Raw genomic sequence first — 15,643 nt, forward strand, 5'->3', positions numbered from 1 at the left:
GTCACAAAGATCGTCAGCCGGAGCGGATAATCCGCACAAAGGGCTGACAATAGTTGCCTCAATTTCCGATCAGAAGTGTTCCTGGCTGCGTTTTCCCGGTTGATTGCCGGGTCCAGCGGGAACTCCTCTTCCGGTTGCTATGCGAGCCGTTTTTTCCAAAACAAGGTAGGAAAAAGCGTAGGTTTCTCGCCTTCCGTTGATCAAAAAAACCTGCCAAAAGATCGGCAGGTTTTTTTTTATTTATTCCACTTCATTGCTTGATTCCGAGCATCCCATTAGCCATCGTAACCCGGGTTTTGGGTAATGTTCGGGTTTTGCGAGATGACATTCAACGGAATGGGCCAGAAGTAGTTTTTGGACTCGTCAAAAACCGGATCCGCCCAGTCGGTATTCTTATACACATCGATGTAGGTATGGCCATTGTCCGGGTCCACGCTGGTCTGAATGATGGCACCGGCGTATCGTGCTTCGGCTTCCGGTGTCCAGCGAATGCCCATATCGGGCTTCTCCAGCTTCTTGCCCTGCTTCCAGCGACGGATATCGTCATAGCGGAAGCCTTCCTGGAACAACTCCACGCGTCGCTCCCGGCGAATTTCTACCAATAGAGGAGAGATTCCGTCGTCCGCATAGCGAGGATCCATGGGCGGGTTGATGTCCAGGTGCGGCATGCCTACCCGGTCGCGCAGCAGGTTGATGCTTCTGTCCAGGTCTGCCTGGGTGGCTTCACCCAATTCGGCCTTCGCCTCGGCATAGATCAGCAACACTTCGCCAAAGCGCAGGATAATGGCCGGCGACTCGGCCGTGTTAAAGGCCTTTCCGATCATGTCGTCGGCATTGTAGTGCTTGATCACGTGGTAACCGGTAGCGGAAGTTCTGCCTCCTGGCTGTCCCTGAATCCGGGGATAGTCCCGGCCGTCCGCTACGTGGTACTTGTATTTCTCGGTATCATCCGGATGCAGCACGGTTTGCCGCAGGCGGGGATCCCGGTTCACAAACACGTCTTCGATGGTCTCATCGCCCTGGTATAAGGGAGAAAGGGTAATGGGCAGTCCGTCTTCGCAGAGGATGTCTTCCACAAAGCTACGGGTGGCACCCCCGGTATAGGAATAGTAACTCTGCACGTGGTTGGTGTAGATACCCAGCTGGTACCTTCTCCAGATCATCACCTCTGGATTCCCACTCAGGTCGAAGAATGCGTTGGTAAGCGTTGAAATCGTTTTCCGGATCGCCGGTGGAATACAGGGAATACGGCCCGTTTTCCATCACTTCCTGTGCCGCTTCGGCTGCTTCACGCAACCACATCTCGGCATTGGAGCCTCCGTGGTATTTTCTCCAGGTGCCCTCGTTCAGGCAAACTCTGGCTTTGATGGCCAGTGCTGCCCAGCGGTTGACCCGGCCGGGAGCGTTACCATCGCCCCAATCGTTGGGAATGTGCTCTGCAGCGAAGGTCAGGTCCTCCAACACGTTGGCCATCACTTCTTCCCGAGGGGTACGCGCCGCAAACAGTTCTTCGGAGTCGATGTTCAGTTCTTTATCTACCCAGGGCACATCGCCAAACATCATCACCTTTTGGGCATAAAACCATCCCCGCATCAGCCGGGCTTCGCCCACGTACTTGTTGCGGGCGGCCTCTGAGATATCCGCATTGGGGTAGTTTTCCAGGCCGATATTGATGGCCCGCACAAAATCCCAACCTCTCCAGCCAAACCATTGGGGTCCGGTAGGGGTGATTTCCCTGCCCGAGCGAATGCGCTGGTAGAAGGTATGCCGGGGATGATTCGGTGCCAGGTTATCTGCCAGGCCGTCCAGGAACCAATAGCTGTGCCGGTGGCTCGCAAACCCATTATTATGCCCGTGCATTATGGGAATATTCTCATCGTTCAAGGCCATGTGGTAAAAGGTATTGTTGTACGTGGCCAGATCGTTTTCGGTATTCCAATACGTTTCGTTCGAAACTTCATCCAGAGGAAATCGCTCCAGGAATTCGTCGTTACAGGCGCCCAGCAGGACCGTGGCCAGAAGCAGGGAGCCGGCAATCAATTTATAATTTTTCATAATCTTCAGTGCTTTTGAGTTTAAAATGACAGCCGTACACCCAATGTGTAAATTCGTTGCATGGGGTATTCGATCGCACCGGAATAGATGGTTTCAGGATCCAAAGGGTCTCGAATAGGCGAATACTCCCACAGGTTCATCCCCGCGAAATACACATTGGCGGTTTGCAAGCCCAACTTGTCGGTCAGGAAGACCGGTATGTTGTAACCCAACTGCAGGTTTTTCAAACGGATGTAGCCGGCGTTTTGCAAAAAGCGGGACTGCGGCTGAATGTTCTTCTTGTCGTTGGTAGAGATATGGGGATGGGCAAAATACGCATCCCGGTTGTCCTCCGACCAGGAGTCGGTAATGAAGTACTTCTCTACGTGACCCGCATTGAAGGGGAAAAACCAGGTCCAGTTACCGGAAGTCGGCCAGTGGTCCCTTCTCCAGATGCCCTGGAAGAACACGTTCAGGGTAAAATTCTTCCACTGCAGGTTGTTGTTGAGACCGAAGCTCAGACGAGGCGTGCTGTTTCCGATGATGGTTCGGTCGCCGGGATTTTCCAGGGTGTTGTTTCCCGGAGTAATTACGCCGTCTCCATTCAAATCTTCATACTGGATATCGCCAGGACGCCAGTTGGCACCAAGAAAATCCTGGTTCGCCGCATTGTCCACTTCTTCCTGCGTTTGGAAGATACCTACGGTGCGGTAACCCCAGATCTCATTCAGGGCCTGTCCTTCGTAGTACTGATTCGTTGAAGAGGTACCCGAAGGAATCGCGCCATTCGGATTATCGAATCGAGTAATTTTAGCCGTCCAATCCGACAGGGCCAGTGTCACGTCGTAGCTCAGGTCGTTGCGTGGACGGTCCCTCCAGGTCAGTGCCAATTCCCAACCGGTGGTGCGGGAGTCGGCCGCATTGGAAGCAGGCGCCGCCGTACCCAGGATCGCCGGATACTCCTGACGCATCAGCATGTCCTTGGTATCCCGGGTAAACACATCGAAGGAAGCATCAATTTTGCCACCAAACATGGTAAAGTCTACACCCAGGTTTTGGGAAATCACCGTTTCCCAGGTCAGCGTGGGGCTCACCAGGCCGGCAGGGGAAACAAACGGCGTGCGCTGACCGGCAGTCATCATAAAGCCGGATTGCCCGATGCCCATGGTAGGGATGTAGGGGTAGAAATTATTCCCCAACAATTGGTTACCCAGCGTACCGTAGGAGGCCCGGATCTCAACTCGTCCAGCCAGCTGGATGTATTGGCCATGAAGTTTTCGTTCGATATTCTCCAGCCCACCGACAAGGAGGGGAAGAAACCGAAGCGATCCGAAGTTGGAAAACGGCTGGTGCCGTCGTAGCGTCCATTGGATTCGATCAGGTAACGCTCGTCGAAGATGTAGTTGACCCGGAAAAATCCGCCCCGAAGGGAATTGTGGTTGGAACTACCAAAGGTCTGCTGCATGCCGATGGTGGCGTTCAGATCGGTAATCAAGGGAGTGATCAGCGTGTTGGCCTGTGCGCGCACCCGCTTGTTCTGTCCCCACTCCTGGTTGAAACCCACCATGGCGGTCAGGCTGTGTTTTTCGGGAAGGGAGAATTCGTAATCGGCATAGGCGTTGAATACGTAGTACTGATTGATGTCGTTGACCTCGTTGATGAAATCGTTTCCACTGAATCCGTTGCTGATAGGATTGGCTTCCAGCAGGTTGTTAGACACAATTTCTATCTTGCTGGCTACGTCTTGTGAATTTCGGTAATTGTAATTGTAGGAGAAGTTTCCTTTGATGGTCAGGCCTTTAACGGGCGTCAGGGTAGCGCCCTGCGTCAACCAGATATCGTTGCGTGTCCAGGTGGAACGACCGCCGTCCTCCAGGTAGGGAAAGAAGTTGGTGCCGCCAAAGTACATGCCGATGTACTGCTCGTATTGTTCGCGATCTCCTTGCTGCAGGTAAAACGGCAGGTCCGGAAACTGTATGGGCATGATCGGGTTCACACGCGCCAGGGAGTTGATGTTGACGTCCCAGTTGTAGAAATACGGCTTGTCACTTTTCTGGGTGTTCACCACGATTTTCTCGTCCAGGGTCAGCCAATCGTTTACCTTGAACTCCCCTTTCATCAGCACATTGTAGCGCTTGAAGTTTTCGTTCCGGTCGGAGTCCAGGTAGCCGTCCTTGTTCAGGTGGCCAAAGGATACGAAGTAATTGGAGGTCTCCGAACCACCGGAAATCGTCACGTCATGCTGTTGCGTGGGCGCAAAGGTGGTCATGATGTCGTTTTGGTAGTTGTTGAACCCGTAAAACCGCAGGTTGCCGTCTACCACGCCCCATTCGTTTTCGGGGATGGGGTTTTCGGACCAGCGGCGGGTACCTTCCACCATATCGTCGTCATAACTGGGAACGCCATTGGTTCGGATATTGGCAATGTTCCGGGCGTTGACAAAATCGTGCGGGTCCGTCACCGGATCCATGTTAAAGATGGGCTTGGCCAGGGAAAACTGGCTGTTGATCGATACGTTTACTTTGCCCGCTTTTCCACTTTTGGTGGTCACCAGGATCACGCCAAAGGCCGCACGGGCACCGTATACGGCCGCTGCCGCGGCATCTTTCAGTACCGAAACGCTTTCGATGTCGTTGGGATTCACCCGGTTCAGGTCCATGGGAACGTTATCCACCAGCACCAATGGAGATCCGCCGTTGATGGACTGGAATCCACGGATATTGAACGCGGGACTTTGGGAGGGATCACCGTTTCGGGGGGCGATGTTCAGGTTGGGGATCACCCCTTGAAGTCCTTCCGCCACGTTGGCGATGGGCCGCCCTTCCAGGCGTTCGCTGGTAGCCACACCCACGGCACCGGTCAGGTTGACCTTTTGCTGGGTACCGTAGCCCACCACGACCACCTCGTCCAGGTTAGCGGTGCTTTCTGCCAGGGAGATATTGATGGTCTGTCGGTTTCCTACTTCTACGGTCTGGCTTTCAAACCCGATAAAGGAGAATACCAGGGAAGCACCGTCAGGAACGGTTAGCGAGTACTTGCCGTCCAGATCGGTGGCCGTACCAATGGAGGTGCCGGGCACCGAGACGGTGGCACCGGGGATGGGTTCGCCGTTTGCATCGGTAACGGTACCGGAAACGGTCACGTCGAATGCTGCAGCCGGCTCGCTCTTTTCGATTTTCTCGATAGAAGCCTGCTCGGGAACCGTAAGATTTTTCAGGTTCCTGTCCAGTCGCTGTCCCTGCGCCATCAGGCCGCCGGAAAGGACGAAAAACAGGATTGCTACCATCAATGAGATCGGTTTCACTGAGTAGCAATTTTGTAGATTTTTTTTCATAATGGATTGTTGTTAATTAAGATTGCCCGGAAAAAACAGCTTTCCGGATCATTTGTACTGAATTTTTGAAAATCAATTTTTCATAGGCAGTTAAATTTATGGATGAACGGTTAAAATTATTGATGAAAAACAAAACATCAGATTGTTTTTAAAGCCTATTATTATTGTAGAGAAAATTAAATTTCTTTTATACGAAAAAAACCTCATTTTTAAAGGGTTGGAAACCATTTGTGAGTGTATTTTATTCTACTTTGTTTCGAATAATATGGATTTTATGTAAAAGAAAAAAAATCCGCCTAGAAAATTGCCCTTTTTTGGATTTTTTTTTGACCTAAATATTACGAAACAAAGGCAATGGAAAATGAGTAAGGTGGCTCGAAGCTTAGAAGGAATTTAAAATGGGCAGTTAGGCAGGTTCGAACGTTTCGGATTCGGAGGTGGTGGTTAAGGGTTAATAGGGTTCGGTAGGTGATTCGTTGGTAGGGAGGTCATTTTTGGCAATTGGTCATTAATTAGGTAGGATCATGGTGGTTAAGGGTTAATGGGGTTCGATACGGGCTGGGTTGTGTTTATGGGCAAGGAGGCAGCAAAAGTGGAACTCTATTCAGCCGTGGTGGTTAAGGGTTAGTGGGGTCGTCAGCTGGTTTGTTGGTGGGGAGGCCATTTTTGGCAATTGGTCTTTAATGATGTAGGATCATGGTGGTTAAGGGCTTAATTGTTTAATCGTTTAATTGGTTAGTTGTTTATTTGTCAGATAGATTCTGGAACAAACGGTAATGGGACCAAAATCCGGAAAATTACACCTGCCTCAAACCATCGCGTGCATGACGGAAAGCCTGCTTAGGTAGTAAGCTGCTCCTTTGGTCCAGGCCTGAAGGGCCTGAACAATCCTACCCGTGGGTGCAACCCACGGATAAACCAAGCAGGTACCTCCAACCCCGAAAGGGGTTGAACCTAACGTGTACGGGCGACGCAAGAAGTATTCCTGTAAGGATATCCTTCCCTGGTCGGCAATCGAAATGACCCTATCGATAGCGTACCGAATTAGCAAGACCCTATTCAACCCGTTCCAGGGCTTTATTCAGTGGCGATAGCGGATTTAAAAAAATACGTCCTAAGGCAGCTCCAGCAACTCGTTTATGAAGTGGTCTGGGCGGTGGTCAAGGTATCCCGTCCTGAAATCTTCCCAGCATCCCGAAGCAGCCATGACCTGTCCCTTCGGATACCCTTTGCCTAAAATTTCATTACACCCTGAAGTGAAAAAAACGAATAAAACCCATTTCCTGAACCGAATCAATTTCTTTAAGAAGTACCGATGATGCAGGCCTGAAGGGCCTGAACAATCCTAACCGTGGGTGCAACCCACGGATGACCTAACGTCTACGGGAAATGCAAGAAGTATTCCTGCTAGGATGTCCTCCCCTGGTCGGCAATCGAAATGACCCTATCGATGGCGCACCGAATTAGCAAGCCCCTATTCATCCCAAAGCTGGATTCAACGCTGCTGATCGGTTTAAACCAGGTACCTGTCGTTTCCCCCCTACTAAAGCAACAGGTAGCCGAGGGGAGGTCTCACACCTGGCTGGGCATTGGCGGAACGCCTGCTTCGGTGGTAAGCTGCTCCTTAGCCAATGCAGAAAACAAAAAAATACGGAACGACCCCGGGCTGCGCCTCCCCTGTCGGCTTACCCGGGGCTATCGGTATTTCGCCCGCTTCGGGGCTTGGAATCGATCCGGTTTTCGCTATGGGCAAACAGTCAGCATGAGGAGCACCGGATTCAGTGGCATTAGCGGATTTAAAAAAATACCTATTCACGCAGCACCTCCCCCCTACGTGTTTAAGGAGGGGGCTGGGGGTGGTGGTCAAGGTATCCCGTTCTGAAGTGAAAAAAACGAATAAAACCCATTTCCTGAACCGAATCAATTTCTTTAAGAAGTACCGATGATGCAGGCCTGAAGGGCCTGAACAATCCTAACCGTGGGTGCAACCCACGGATAAAACAAGCAGGTACCTCCAACCCCGAAAGGGGTTGAACCTAACGTGTACGGGAAATGCAAGAAGTATTCCTGTAAGGATATCCTTCCCTGGTCGGCAATCGAAATGACCCTATCGATGGCGCACCGAATTAGCAAGCCCCTATTCATCCCAAAGCTGGATTCAACGCTGCTGATCGGTTTAAACCAGGTACCTGTCCTTTCCCCCCCTACTAAAGCAACAGGTAGCCGAGGGGAGGTCTCACACCTGGCTGGGCATTGGCGGAACGCCTGCTTCGGTGGTAAGCTGCTCCTTAGCCAATGCAGAAAACAAAAAAATACGGAACGACCCCGGGGCTGCGCCTCCCCTGTCGGCTTACCCGGGGCTATCGGTATTACGCCCGCTTCGGGGCTTGGAATCGATCCGGTTTTCGCTATGGGCAAACAGTCAGCATGAGGAGCACCGGATTCAGTGGCATTAGCGGATTTAAAAAAATACCTATTCACGCAGCACCTCCCCCCTACGTGTTTAAGGAGGGGGCTGGGGGTGGTGGTCAAGGTATCCCGTTCTGAAGTGAAAAAAACGAATAAAACCCATTTCCTGAACCGAATCAATTTCTTTAAGAAGCACCGATGATGCAGGCCTGAAGGGCCTGAACAATCCTAACCGTGGGTGCAACCCACGGATAAACCAAGCAGGTACCTCCAACCCCGAAAGGGGTTGAACCTAACGTGTACAGGCAACAAAAAAGTATTCCTGTAAGGATATCCTTCCCTGGTCGGCAATCAAAATAACCCTATTGATGGCGCACCGAATTAGCAAGGTCGTGTCCAACCCGTTCCAGGGCTTTATTCAGTGGCGATAGCGGATTTAAATAAAATACCTATTCATGCAGCACCTCCCCCAACTCGTTTATGAAGTGGGCTGGGCGGTGGTCAAGGTATCCCGTCCTGAAGTGAAAAAAAATGAATAAAACCCATTTGCTGAACCGAATCAATTTCTTTAAGAAGTACCGACGATGCAGGCCTGAAGGGCCTGAACAATCCTAACCGTGGGTGCAACCCACGGATAAAACAAGCAGGTACCTCCAACCCCGAAAGGGGTTGAACCTAACGTGTACGGGAAATGCAAGAGGCATTCCTGCAAGGATATCCTTCCCTCGTCGGCAATCGAAATGACCCTATCGATGGCGCACCGAATTAGCAAGGTCGTGTCCAACCCGTTCCAGGGCTTTATTCAGTGGCGATAGCGGATTTAAATAAAATGAGTCCTCAGGCAGCTCTCGCAACCCGTTTATGAAGTTGGCCGGGGGGTGGTCTTATACTGCAGGTCGAAAAGGGCGACAACGCTACGCCATCAGCAAGCAGCTCGTTACCCTCGCTGGATTAGCATAGGTTCTTGGTTTTTACCCCTTGGTTAATGCCAGCAGCCTCCCCCTTTCTGAACAACAGACGAATGGTAACCTGCAAAAACCAAAAAAACCTGCCAAAAGATTGGCAGGTTTTTTTTATGTATTCCCATTCATTGCTTGATTCCGTGCATCCCATTAGCCATCGTAACCCGGGTTTTGGGTAATGTTCGGGTTTTGCGAGATGATACTCAGTGGGATGGGCCAGAAGTAGTTTTTGGACTCGTCAAAAACCGGATCCGCCCAGTCGGTATTCTTATACACATCGATGTAGGTATGGCCATTGTCCGGATCCACGCTGGTCTGAATGATGGCACCGGCATAACGCGCTTGGGCTTCCGGTGTCCAGCGAATGCCCATATCGGGCTTCTCCAGCTTCTTGCCCTGCTTCCAGCGACGGATATCGTCGTAGCGGAAGCCTTCCTGAAACAACTCCACGCGTCGCTCCCGGCGAATTTCTACCAATAGAGGAGAGATTCCGTCGTCCGCATAGCGAGGATCCATGGGCGGGTTGATGTCCAGGTGCGGCATGCCTACCCGGTCGCGCAGCAGGTTGATGCTTCTGTCCAGGTCTGCCTGGGTGGCTTCACCCAATTCGGCCTTCGCCTCGGCATAGATCAGCAACACTTCGCCAAAGCGCAGGATAATGGCAGGAAACTCGGCCGTGTTGAAGGCCTTTCCGATCATGTCGTCGGCATTGTAGTGCTTGATCACGTGGTAACCGGTAGCGGAAGTTCTGCCTCCCGGCTGTCCCTGAATCCGGGGATAGTCCCGGCCGTCCGCTACGTGGTACTTGTATTTCTCGGTATCATCCGGATGCAGCACGGTTTGCCGCAGGCGGGGATCCCGGTTCACAAACACGTCTTCGATGGTCTCATCGCCCTGGTATAAGGGAGAAAGGGTAATGGGCAGTCCGTCTTCGCAGAGGATGTCTTCCACAAAGCTACGGGTGGCACCCCCGGTGTAAGAATAGTAATTCTGTACGTGGTTGGTGTAAATACCCAGCTGGTACCTTCTCCAGATCATCACCTCCGGATTGCCACTTAAATCCAATACACGTTGATAGGCATTGAAATCGTTTTCCGGATCGCCGGTGGAATACAGGGAATACGGCCCGTTTTCCATCACTTCCTGCGCCGCTTCGGCTGCTTCACGCAACCACATCTCGGCATTGGAGCCTCCGTGGTATTTTCTCCAGGTGCCCTCGTTCAGGCAAACCCTGGCTTTGATGGCCAGTGCTGCCCAGCGGTTGACCCGGCCGGGAGCGTTACCATCGCCCCAATCGTTGGGAATGTGCTGCGTGGCGAAGGTCAGGTCCTCCAATACGTTGGCCATCACTTCTTCCCGAGGGGTACGCGCCGCAAACAGTTCTTCGGAGTCGATGTTCAGTTCCCTATCTACCCAGGGCACATCGCCAAACATCATCACCTTTTGGGCATAAAACCATCCCCGCATCAGCCGGGCTTCGCCCACGTATTTGTTGCGGGCCGCCTCAGCAATATCCGCTTTGGGGTAGTTTTCCAGGCCGATATTGATGGCCCGCACAAAATTCCAGCCGTTCCAGCCAAACCATTGGGGTCCGGTAGGGGTGATTTCCCTGCCCGAGCGAATGCGCTGGTAGAAGGTATGCCGGGGATGATTCGGTGCCAGGTTATCCGCCAGACCGTCCAGGTACCAATAGCTCCCAAAATGGCTATTAAATCCGTCCTGATGTCCGTGCAAAATCGGAACCTGCACGTCATTCAAGGCCATGTGGTAAAAGGTATTGTTGTACGTGGCCAGATCGTTTTCGGTATTCCAATACGTTTCGTTCGAAACTTCATCCAGAGGAAATCGCTCCAGGAATTCGTCGTTGCAGGCGCCCAGCAGGACCGTGGCCAGAAGCAGGGAGCCGGCAATCAATTTATAATTTTTCATAATCTTCAGTGCTTTTGAGTTTAAAATGACAGCCGTACACCCAATGTGTAAATTCGTTGCATGGGGTATTCGATCGCACCGGAATAGATGGTTTCAGGATCCAAAGGGTCTCGAATAGGCGAATACTCCCACAGGTTCATCCCCGCGAAATACACATTGGCGGTTTGCAAGCCCAACTTGTCGGTCAGGAAGACCGGTATGTTGTAACCCAACTGCAGGTTTTTCAAACGGATGTAGCCGGCATTTTGCAAAAAGCGGGACTGCGGCTGAATGTTCTTCTTGTCGTTGGTAGAGATATGGGGATGGGGGAAATACGCATCCCGGTTGTCCTCCGACCAGGAGTCGGTAATGAAGTACTTCTCTACGTGACCCGCATTGAAGGGGAAAAACCAGGTCCAGTTACCGGAAGTCGGCCAGTGGTCCCTTCTCCAGATGCCCTGGAAGAACACGTTCAGGGTAAAATTCTTCCACTGCAGGTTGTTGTTGATACCGAAGCTCAGACGAGGCGTGCTGTTTCCGATGATGGTTCGGTCGCCGGGATTTTCCAGGGTGTTGTTTCCCGGAGTGATTCTACCGTCTCCGTCCAGGTCTTCGTATTGGATGTCACCGGGTCGCCAGTTGGCACCCAGGGCCGACTGATCGGCCGCATTGTCCACTTCTTCCTGCGTTTGGAAGATACCTACGGTGCGGTAACCCCAGATCTCATTCAGGGCCTGTCCTTCGTAGTACTGATTCGTCGAAGAGGTACCCGAAGGAATGGCTCCGGCAGGGTTGTCAAACTTGGTGATCTTGGCCGTCCAATCCGACAGGGCCAGCGTCACGTCGTAGCTCAGGTCGTTGCGCGGACGGTCTTTCCAGGTCAGTGCCAGTTCCCAACCGGTGGTACGGGAGTCGGCCGCATTGGAAGCAGGTGCCGCCGTACCCAGGATCGCCGGATACTCCTGACGCATCAGCATGTCCTTGGTATCCCGGGTAAACACATCGAAGGAAGCATCAATTTTGCCACCAAACATGGTAAAGTCTACACCCAGGTTTTGGGAAATCACCGTTTCCCAGGTCAGCGTGGGGCTCACCAGGCCGGCAGGGGAAACAAACGGCGTGCGCTGACCGGCAGTCATCATAAAGCCGGATTGCCCGATGCCCATGGTAGGGATGTAGGGGTAGAAATTATTCCCCAACAATTGGTTACCCAGCGTACCGTAGGAGGCCCGGATCTTCAACTCGTCCAGCCAGCTGGATGTATTGGCCATGAAGTTTTCGTTCGATATTCTCCAGCCCACCGACAAGGAGGGGAAGAAACCGAAGCGATCCGAAGTTGGAAAACGGCTGGTGCCGTCGTAGCGTCCATTGGATTCGATCAGGTAACGCTCGTCGAAGATGTAGTTGACCCGGAAAAATCCGCCCCGAAGGGAATTGTGGTTGGAACTACCAAAGGTCTGCTGCATGCCGATGGTGGCGTTCAGATCGGTAATCAAAGGAGTGATCAGCGTATTGGCCTGTGCGCGCACCCGCTTGTTCTGTCCCCATTCCTGGTTGAAACCCACCATGGCGGTCAGGCTGTGTTTTTCGGGAAGGGAGAATTCGTAATCGGCATAGGCGTTGAATACGTAGTACTGATTGATGTCGTTGACCTCGTTGATGAAATCGTTTCCACTGAATCCGTTGCTGATCGGATTAGCTTCCAGCAGGTTGTTAGACACAATCTCTATCTTGCTGGCTACGTCTTGTGAATTTCGGTAATTGTAATTGTAGGAGAAGTTTCCTTTGATGGTCAGGCCTTTAACGGGCGTCAGGGTAGCGCCCTGCGTCAACCAGATATCGTTGCGTGTCCAGGTGGAACGACCGCCGTCCTCCAGGTAGGGAAAGAAGTTGGTGCCGCCAAAGTACATGCCGATGTACTGCTCGTATTGTTCGCGATCTCCTTGCTGCAGGTAAAACGGCAGGTCCGGAAACTGTATGGGCATGATCGGGTTCACACGCGCCAGGGAGTTGATGTTGACGTCCCAGTTGTAGAAATACGGCTTGTCACTTTTCTGGGTGTTCACCACGATTTTCTCGTCCAGGGTCAGCCAATCGTTTACCTTGAACTCCCCTTTCATCAGCACATTGTAGCGCTTGAAGTTTTCGTTCCGGTCGGAGTCCAGGTAGCCGTCCTTGTTCAGGTGGCCAAAGGATACGAAGTAATTGGAGGTCTCCGAACCACCGGAAATCGTCACGTCATGCTGTTGCGTGGGCGCAAAGGTGGTCATGATGTCGTTTTGGTAATTGTTGAACCCGTAAAACCGCAGGTTGCCGTCTACCACGCCCCATTCGTTTTCGGGGATGGGGTTTTCGGACCAGCGGCGGGTACCTTCCACCATGTCGTCGTCAAAACTGGGAACGCCATTGGTTCGGATATTGGCAATGTTCCGGGCGTTGACAAAATCGTGCGGATCGTTCACCGGATCCATGTTAAAGATGGGCTTGGCCAGGGAAAACTGGCTGTTGATCGATACGTTTACTTTGCCCGCTTTTCCACTTTTGGTGGTCACCAGGATCACGCCAAAGGCCGCACGGGCACCGTATACGGCCGCTGCCGCGGCATCTTTCAGTACCGAAACGCTTTCGATGTCGTTGGGATTCACCCGGTTCAGGTCCATGGGAACGTTATCCACCAGCACCAATGGAGATCCGCCGTTGATGGACTGGAATCCACGGATATTGAACGCGGGACTTTGGGAGGGATCACCGTTTCGGGGGGCGATGTTCAGGTTGGGGATCACCCCTTGAAGTCCTTCCGCCACGTTGGCGATGGGCCGCCCTTCCAGGCGTTCGCTGGTAGCCACACCCACGGCACCGGTCAGGTTGACCTTTTGCTGGGTACCGTAGCCCACCACGACCACCTCGTCCAGGTTAGCGGTGCTTTCTGCCAGGGAGATATTGATGGTCTGTCGGTTTCCTACTTCTACGGTCTGGCTTTCAAACCCGATAAAGGAGAATACCAGGGAAGCACCGTCAGGAACGGTTAGCGAGTACTTGCCGTCCAGATCGGTGGCCGTACCAATGGAGGTGCCGGGCACCGAGACGGTGGCACCGGGGATGGGTTCGCCGTTTGCATCGGTAACGGTACCGGAAACGGTCACGTCGAATGCTGCAGCCGGCTCGCTCTTTTCGATTTTCCCGATAGAAGCCCGGTCAGGAACGGCAAGATTTTTCAGGTTCCTGTCCAGTCGCTGTCCCTGCGCCATCAGACCACCGGAAACGAGCAAAAGCAGGGTTGCTACCATCAATGAAATCCATTTCATTGGGAAGCAAATTCGTAGATTTTTTTTCATATTGGATTGTTGTTAATTTGAAAAGTCCGGAAAAAAATATCCGGATCACTGGTACTACAATGCATGGAGTTAGTTTCTCATAGGCGGTAAAATAGATTGATGAGTGAACGATATACTAGATATATGCGAACGTACCGTCCTTTTTTATACGCTACCATCGGTATAAATCAGGTTTAGTTTCGCCAAGAACAGACAAGGAGTTTACCCATTGGCTGACCCTTCGATTGTACGTTCAATGATTTTTAGTTTTTTTTTCCCGAATACTACTGCTTTTCTTTTCAAAAAAAAATATTCAGGGGAAAAATTTTTCCCTAATCTGAATAATTTTTCTTTAAAAATCACAAGGGTCGGAAAAAGAACGGGTTGCAAAATGGCTTGGAGCGGGCGGTGCAGCAGTGGCGAAACGCTTGGAAGGAAAAAAAGGCTTGAATTCCGGCGCGGTGGAAAAGGGTTAAGACGCTATTTTACCCGACTGAGCGGTAGATGTGGGTGAATTGAAAAACCGCGTGGAATTGGCGTTAACGAGGGTTGGCCAGGGGTAAATGTGGCTTGGGACGGGCTGGGTCGTGTTTATGGGCTAGGAGGCAGGAAAGGTGGAATTCTATTCAGCCGTGGTGATTAAGGGTGAATGGGGTCGTTAGGTGGCTTGTTGGTAGCGAGGCCATTTTTGGCAATTGGTCTTTAATGATGTAGGATCATGGTGGTTAAGGGTTTAATTGTTTAGTGGTTAGGTAGATTCTGGAACAAACGGTAATGGGACCAAAATCCGGGAAATTACACCTGCCTCAAGCCATCCCGCGCAGGAGCGGAAAGCCTGCTTCGGTAGTAAGCTGCTCCTTTGGTCCAGGCCTGAAGGGCCTGAACAATCCTAACCGTGGGTGCAACCCACGGATAAAACAAGCAGGTACCTCCAACCCCGAAAGGGGTTGAACCTACCGTGTACAGGCAACAAAAAAAGTATTCCTGCTAGGGTATCCTCCCCTGGTCGGCAATCGAAATGACCCTATCGATGGCGCACCGAATTAGCAAGCCCCTATTCATCCCAAAGCTGGATTCAACGCTGCTGATCGGTTTAAACCAGGCACCTGTCGTTTTGCAGCAGGTAGCCGGTGGGAGGTCCCTTACGGGCCTGGGCATTGGCGGAAAGCCTGCTTCGGTGGCAAGCTGTTCCTTAGCCAATGCAGAAAACAAAAAAATACGGAACGACCCCGGGCTGCGCCTCCCCTGTCGGCTTACCCGGGGCTATCGGTATTTCGCCCGCTTCGGGGCTTGGAATCGATCCTGTTTTCGCTATGGGCAAACAGTCAGCATGTGGAGCACCGGATTCAGTGGGAATAGCAGATTTAAAAAAAATACCTATTCACGCAGCACCTCCCCTACGTGTTTAAGGAGGGGCTGGGTTGTGTTTATGGGAGAGGAGGTAGGATCGCATGCCTTGGAGTCAGCCGTGGTGGTTAAGGGTTAATGGGTTCGGTAGGTGGTTTGTTGGTAGGGAGGCCACTTTGGCAATTGGCATTTAAATAGGTAGGCTCATGGTGGTTAAGGGTTTAATTGTTTAGTGGTTAGGTAGATTCTGGAACAAACGGTAATGGGACCAAAATCCGGGAAATTACACCTGCCTCAAGCCATCCCGCGCAGGAGCGGAAAGCCTGCTTCGGTAG

The 15,643-nt window shown here is 51.9% G+C and carries 8 protein-coding genes; 2 read left to right on the plus strand and 6 right to left on the minus strand.

Going from position 1 to position 15,643, the window contains the following annotated elements; genetic code table 11:
• Positions 1-275: 275 nt before the first annotated feature.
• The 4 genes from ABWH99_RS16450 to ABWH99_RS16465 are packed head-to-tail and all read right to left on the minus strand — an operon-like array spanning position 276 to position 5,320.
• Positions 276-1,163 (minus strand): RagB/SusD family nutrient uptake outer membrane protein, encoded by an 888-nt coding sequence (locus ABWH99_RS16450; RefSeq protein ID WP_375582924.1) that lies wholly within the window; start codon positions 1,161-1,163, stop codon positions 276-278.
• Positions 1,081-2,055 carry a RagB/SusD family nutrient uptake outer membrane protein gene (locus tag ABWH99_RS16455; RefSeq protein WP_375582925.1) on the minus strand — a complete coding sequence of 325 codons (975 nt, stop codon included), beginning with the start codon at positions 2,053-2,055 and terminating at the stop codon, positions 1,081-1,083. The genes ABWH99_RS16450 and ABWH99_RS16455 overlap by 83 nt, the downstream gene beginning before the upstream one ends.
• A gap of 20 nt (positions 2,056-2,075) precedes the next feature.
• Positions 2,076-3,200, minus strand: a complete 1,125-nt coding sequence (locus ABWH99_RS16460) for a hypothetical protein (protein ID WP_375582926.1) — start codon at positions 3,198-3,200, stop codon at positions 2,076-2,078.
• Entirely contained in the window at positions 3,173-5,320 is a 2,148-nt protein-coding gene (locus ABWH99_RS16465; protein ID WP_375582927.1) for a SusC/RagA family TonB-linked outer membrane protein, read from the minus strand. Before ABWH99_RS16465 ends, ABWH99_RS16460 begins: the two co-directional genes overlap by 28 nt.
• Positions 5,321-6,818: 1,498 nt before the next feature.
• Between ABWH99_RS16465 and ABWH99_RS16470 the strand changes: the two genes are divergently transcribed.
• Positions 6,819-7,250: a hypothetical protein gene (locus ABWH99_RS16470; RefSeq protein WP_375582928.1), complete on the plus strand. Its 432-nt coding sequence runs from the start codon at positions 6,819-6,821 to the stop codon at positions 7,248-7,250.
• Between the two features lie 1,639 nt (positions 7,251-8,889).
• Here the strand turns inward: ABWH99_RS16470 and ABWH99_RS16475 are convergent.
• On the minus strand, positions 8,890-10,668 hold the full coding sequence (locus ABWH99_RS16475) for a RagB/SusD family nutrient uptake outer membrane protein (protein WP_375582929.1): 1,779 nt from the start codon (positions 10,666-10,668) through the stop codon (positions 8,890-8,892).
• A gap of 20 nt (positions 10,669-10,688) precedes the next feature.
• Positions 10,689-13,952: a SusC/RagA family TonB-linked outer membrane protein gene (locus ABWH99_RS16480; RefSeq protein WP_375582930.1), complete on the minus strand. Its 3,264-nt coding sequence runs from the start codon at positions 13,950-13,952 to the stop codon at positions 10,689-10,691.
• Positions 13,953-14,991: 1,039 nt separating this feature from the next.
• On the opposite strand from ABWH99_RS16480, the gene ABWH99_RS16485 reads away from it, so the two are divergent.
• Positions 14,992-15,447: a hypothetical protein gene (locus tag ABWH99_RS16485; protein ID WP_375582931.1), complete on the plus strand. Its 456-nt coding sequence runs from the start codon at positions 14,992-14,994 to the stop codon at positions 15,445-15,447.
• Positions 15,448-15,643: the final 196 nt, after the last annotated feature.

Source organism: Cyclobacterium xiamenense (assembly GCF_042140265.1).
GTDB lineage: Bacteria > Bacteroidota > Bacteroidia > Cytophagales > Cyclobacteriaceae > Cyclobacterium > Cyclobacterium xiamenense_A.

Bases quoted from the DNA above. Each gene is read 5' to 3' on its own strand.
- ABWH99_RS16475 (WP_375582929.1), bottom strand. From the start codon at position 10,668: ATGAAAAATTATAAATTGATTGCCGGCTCCCTGCTTCTGGCCACGGTC.
- ABWH99_RS16465 (WP_375582927.1), bottom strand. From the start codon at position 5,320: ATGGTAGCAATCCTGTTTTTCGTCCTTTCCGGCGGCCTGATGGCGCAG.
- ABWH99_RS16480 (WP_375582930.1), bottom strand. From the start codon at position 13,952: ATGAAATGGATTTCATTGATGGTAGCAACCCTGCTTTTGCTCGTTTCC.
- ABWH99_RS16455 (WP_375582925.1), bottom strand. From the start codon at position 2,055: ATGAAAAATTATAAATTGATTGCCGGCTCCCTGCTTCTGGCCACGGTC.
- ABWH99_RS16485 (WP_375582931.1), top strand. From the start codon at position 14,992: ATGGCGCACCGAATTAGCAAGCCCCTATTCATCCCAAAGCTGGATTCA.
- ABWH99_RS16460 (WP_375582926.1), bottom strand. From the start codon at position 3,200: ATGGGCATCGGGCAATCCGGCTTTATGATGACTGCCGGTCAGCGCACG.
- ABWH99_RS16470 (WP_375582928.1), top strand. From the start codon at position 6,819: ATGGCGCACCGAATTAGCAAGCCCCTATTCATCCCAAAGCTGGATTCA.
- ABWH99_RS16450 (WP_375582924.1), bottom strand. From the start codon at position 1,163: ATGATCTGGAGAAGGTACCAGCTGGGTATCTACACCAACCACGTGCAG.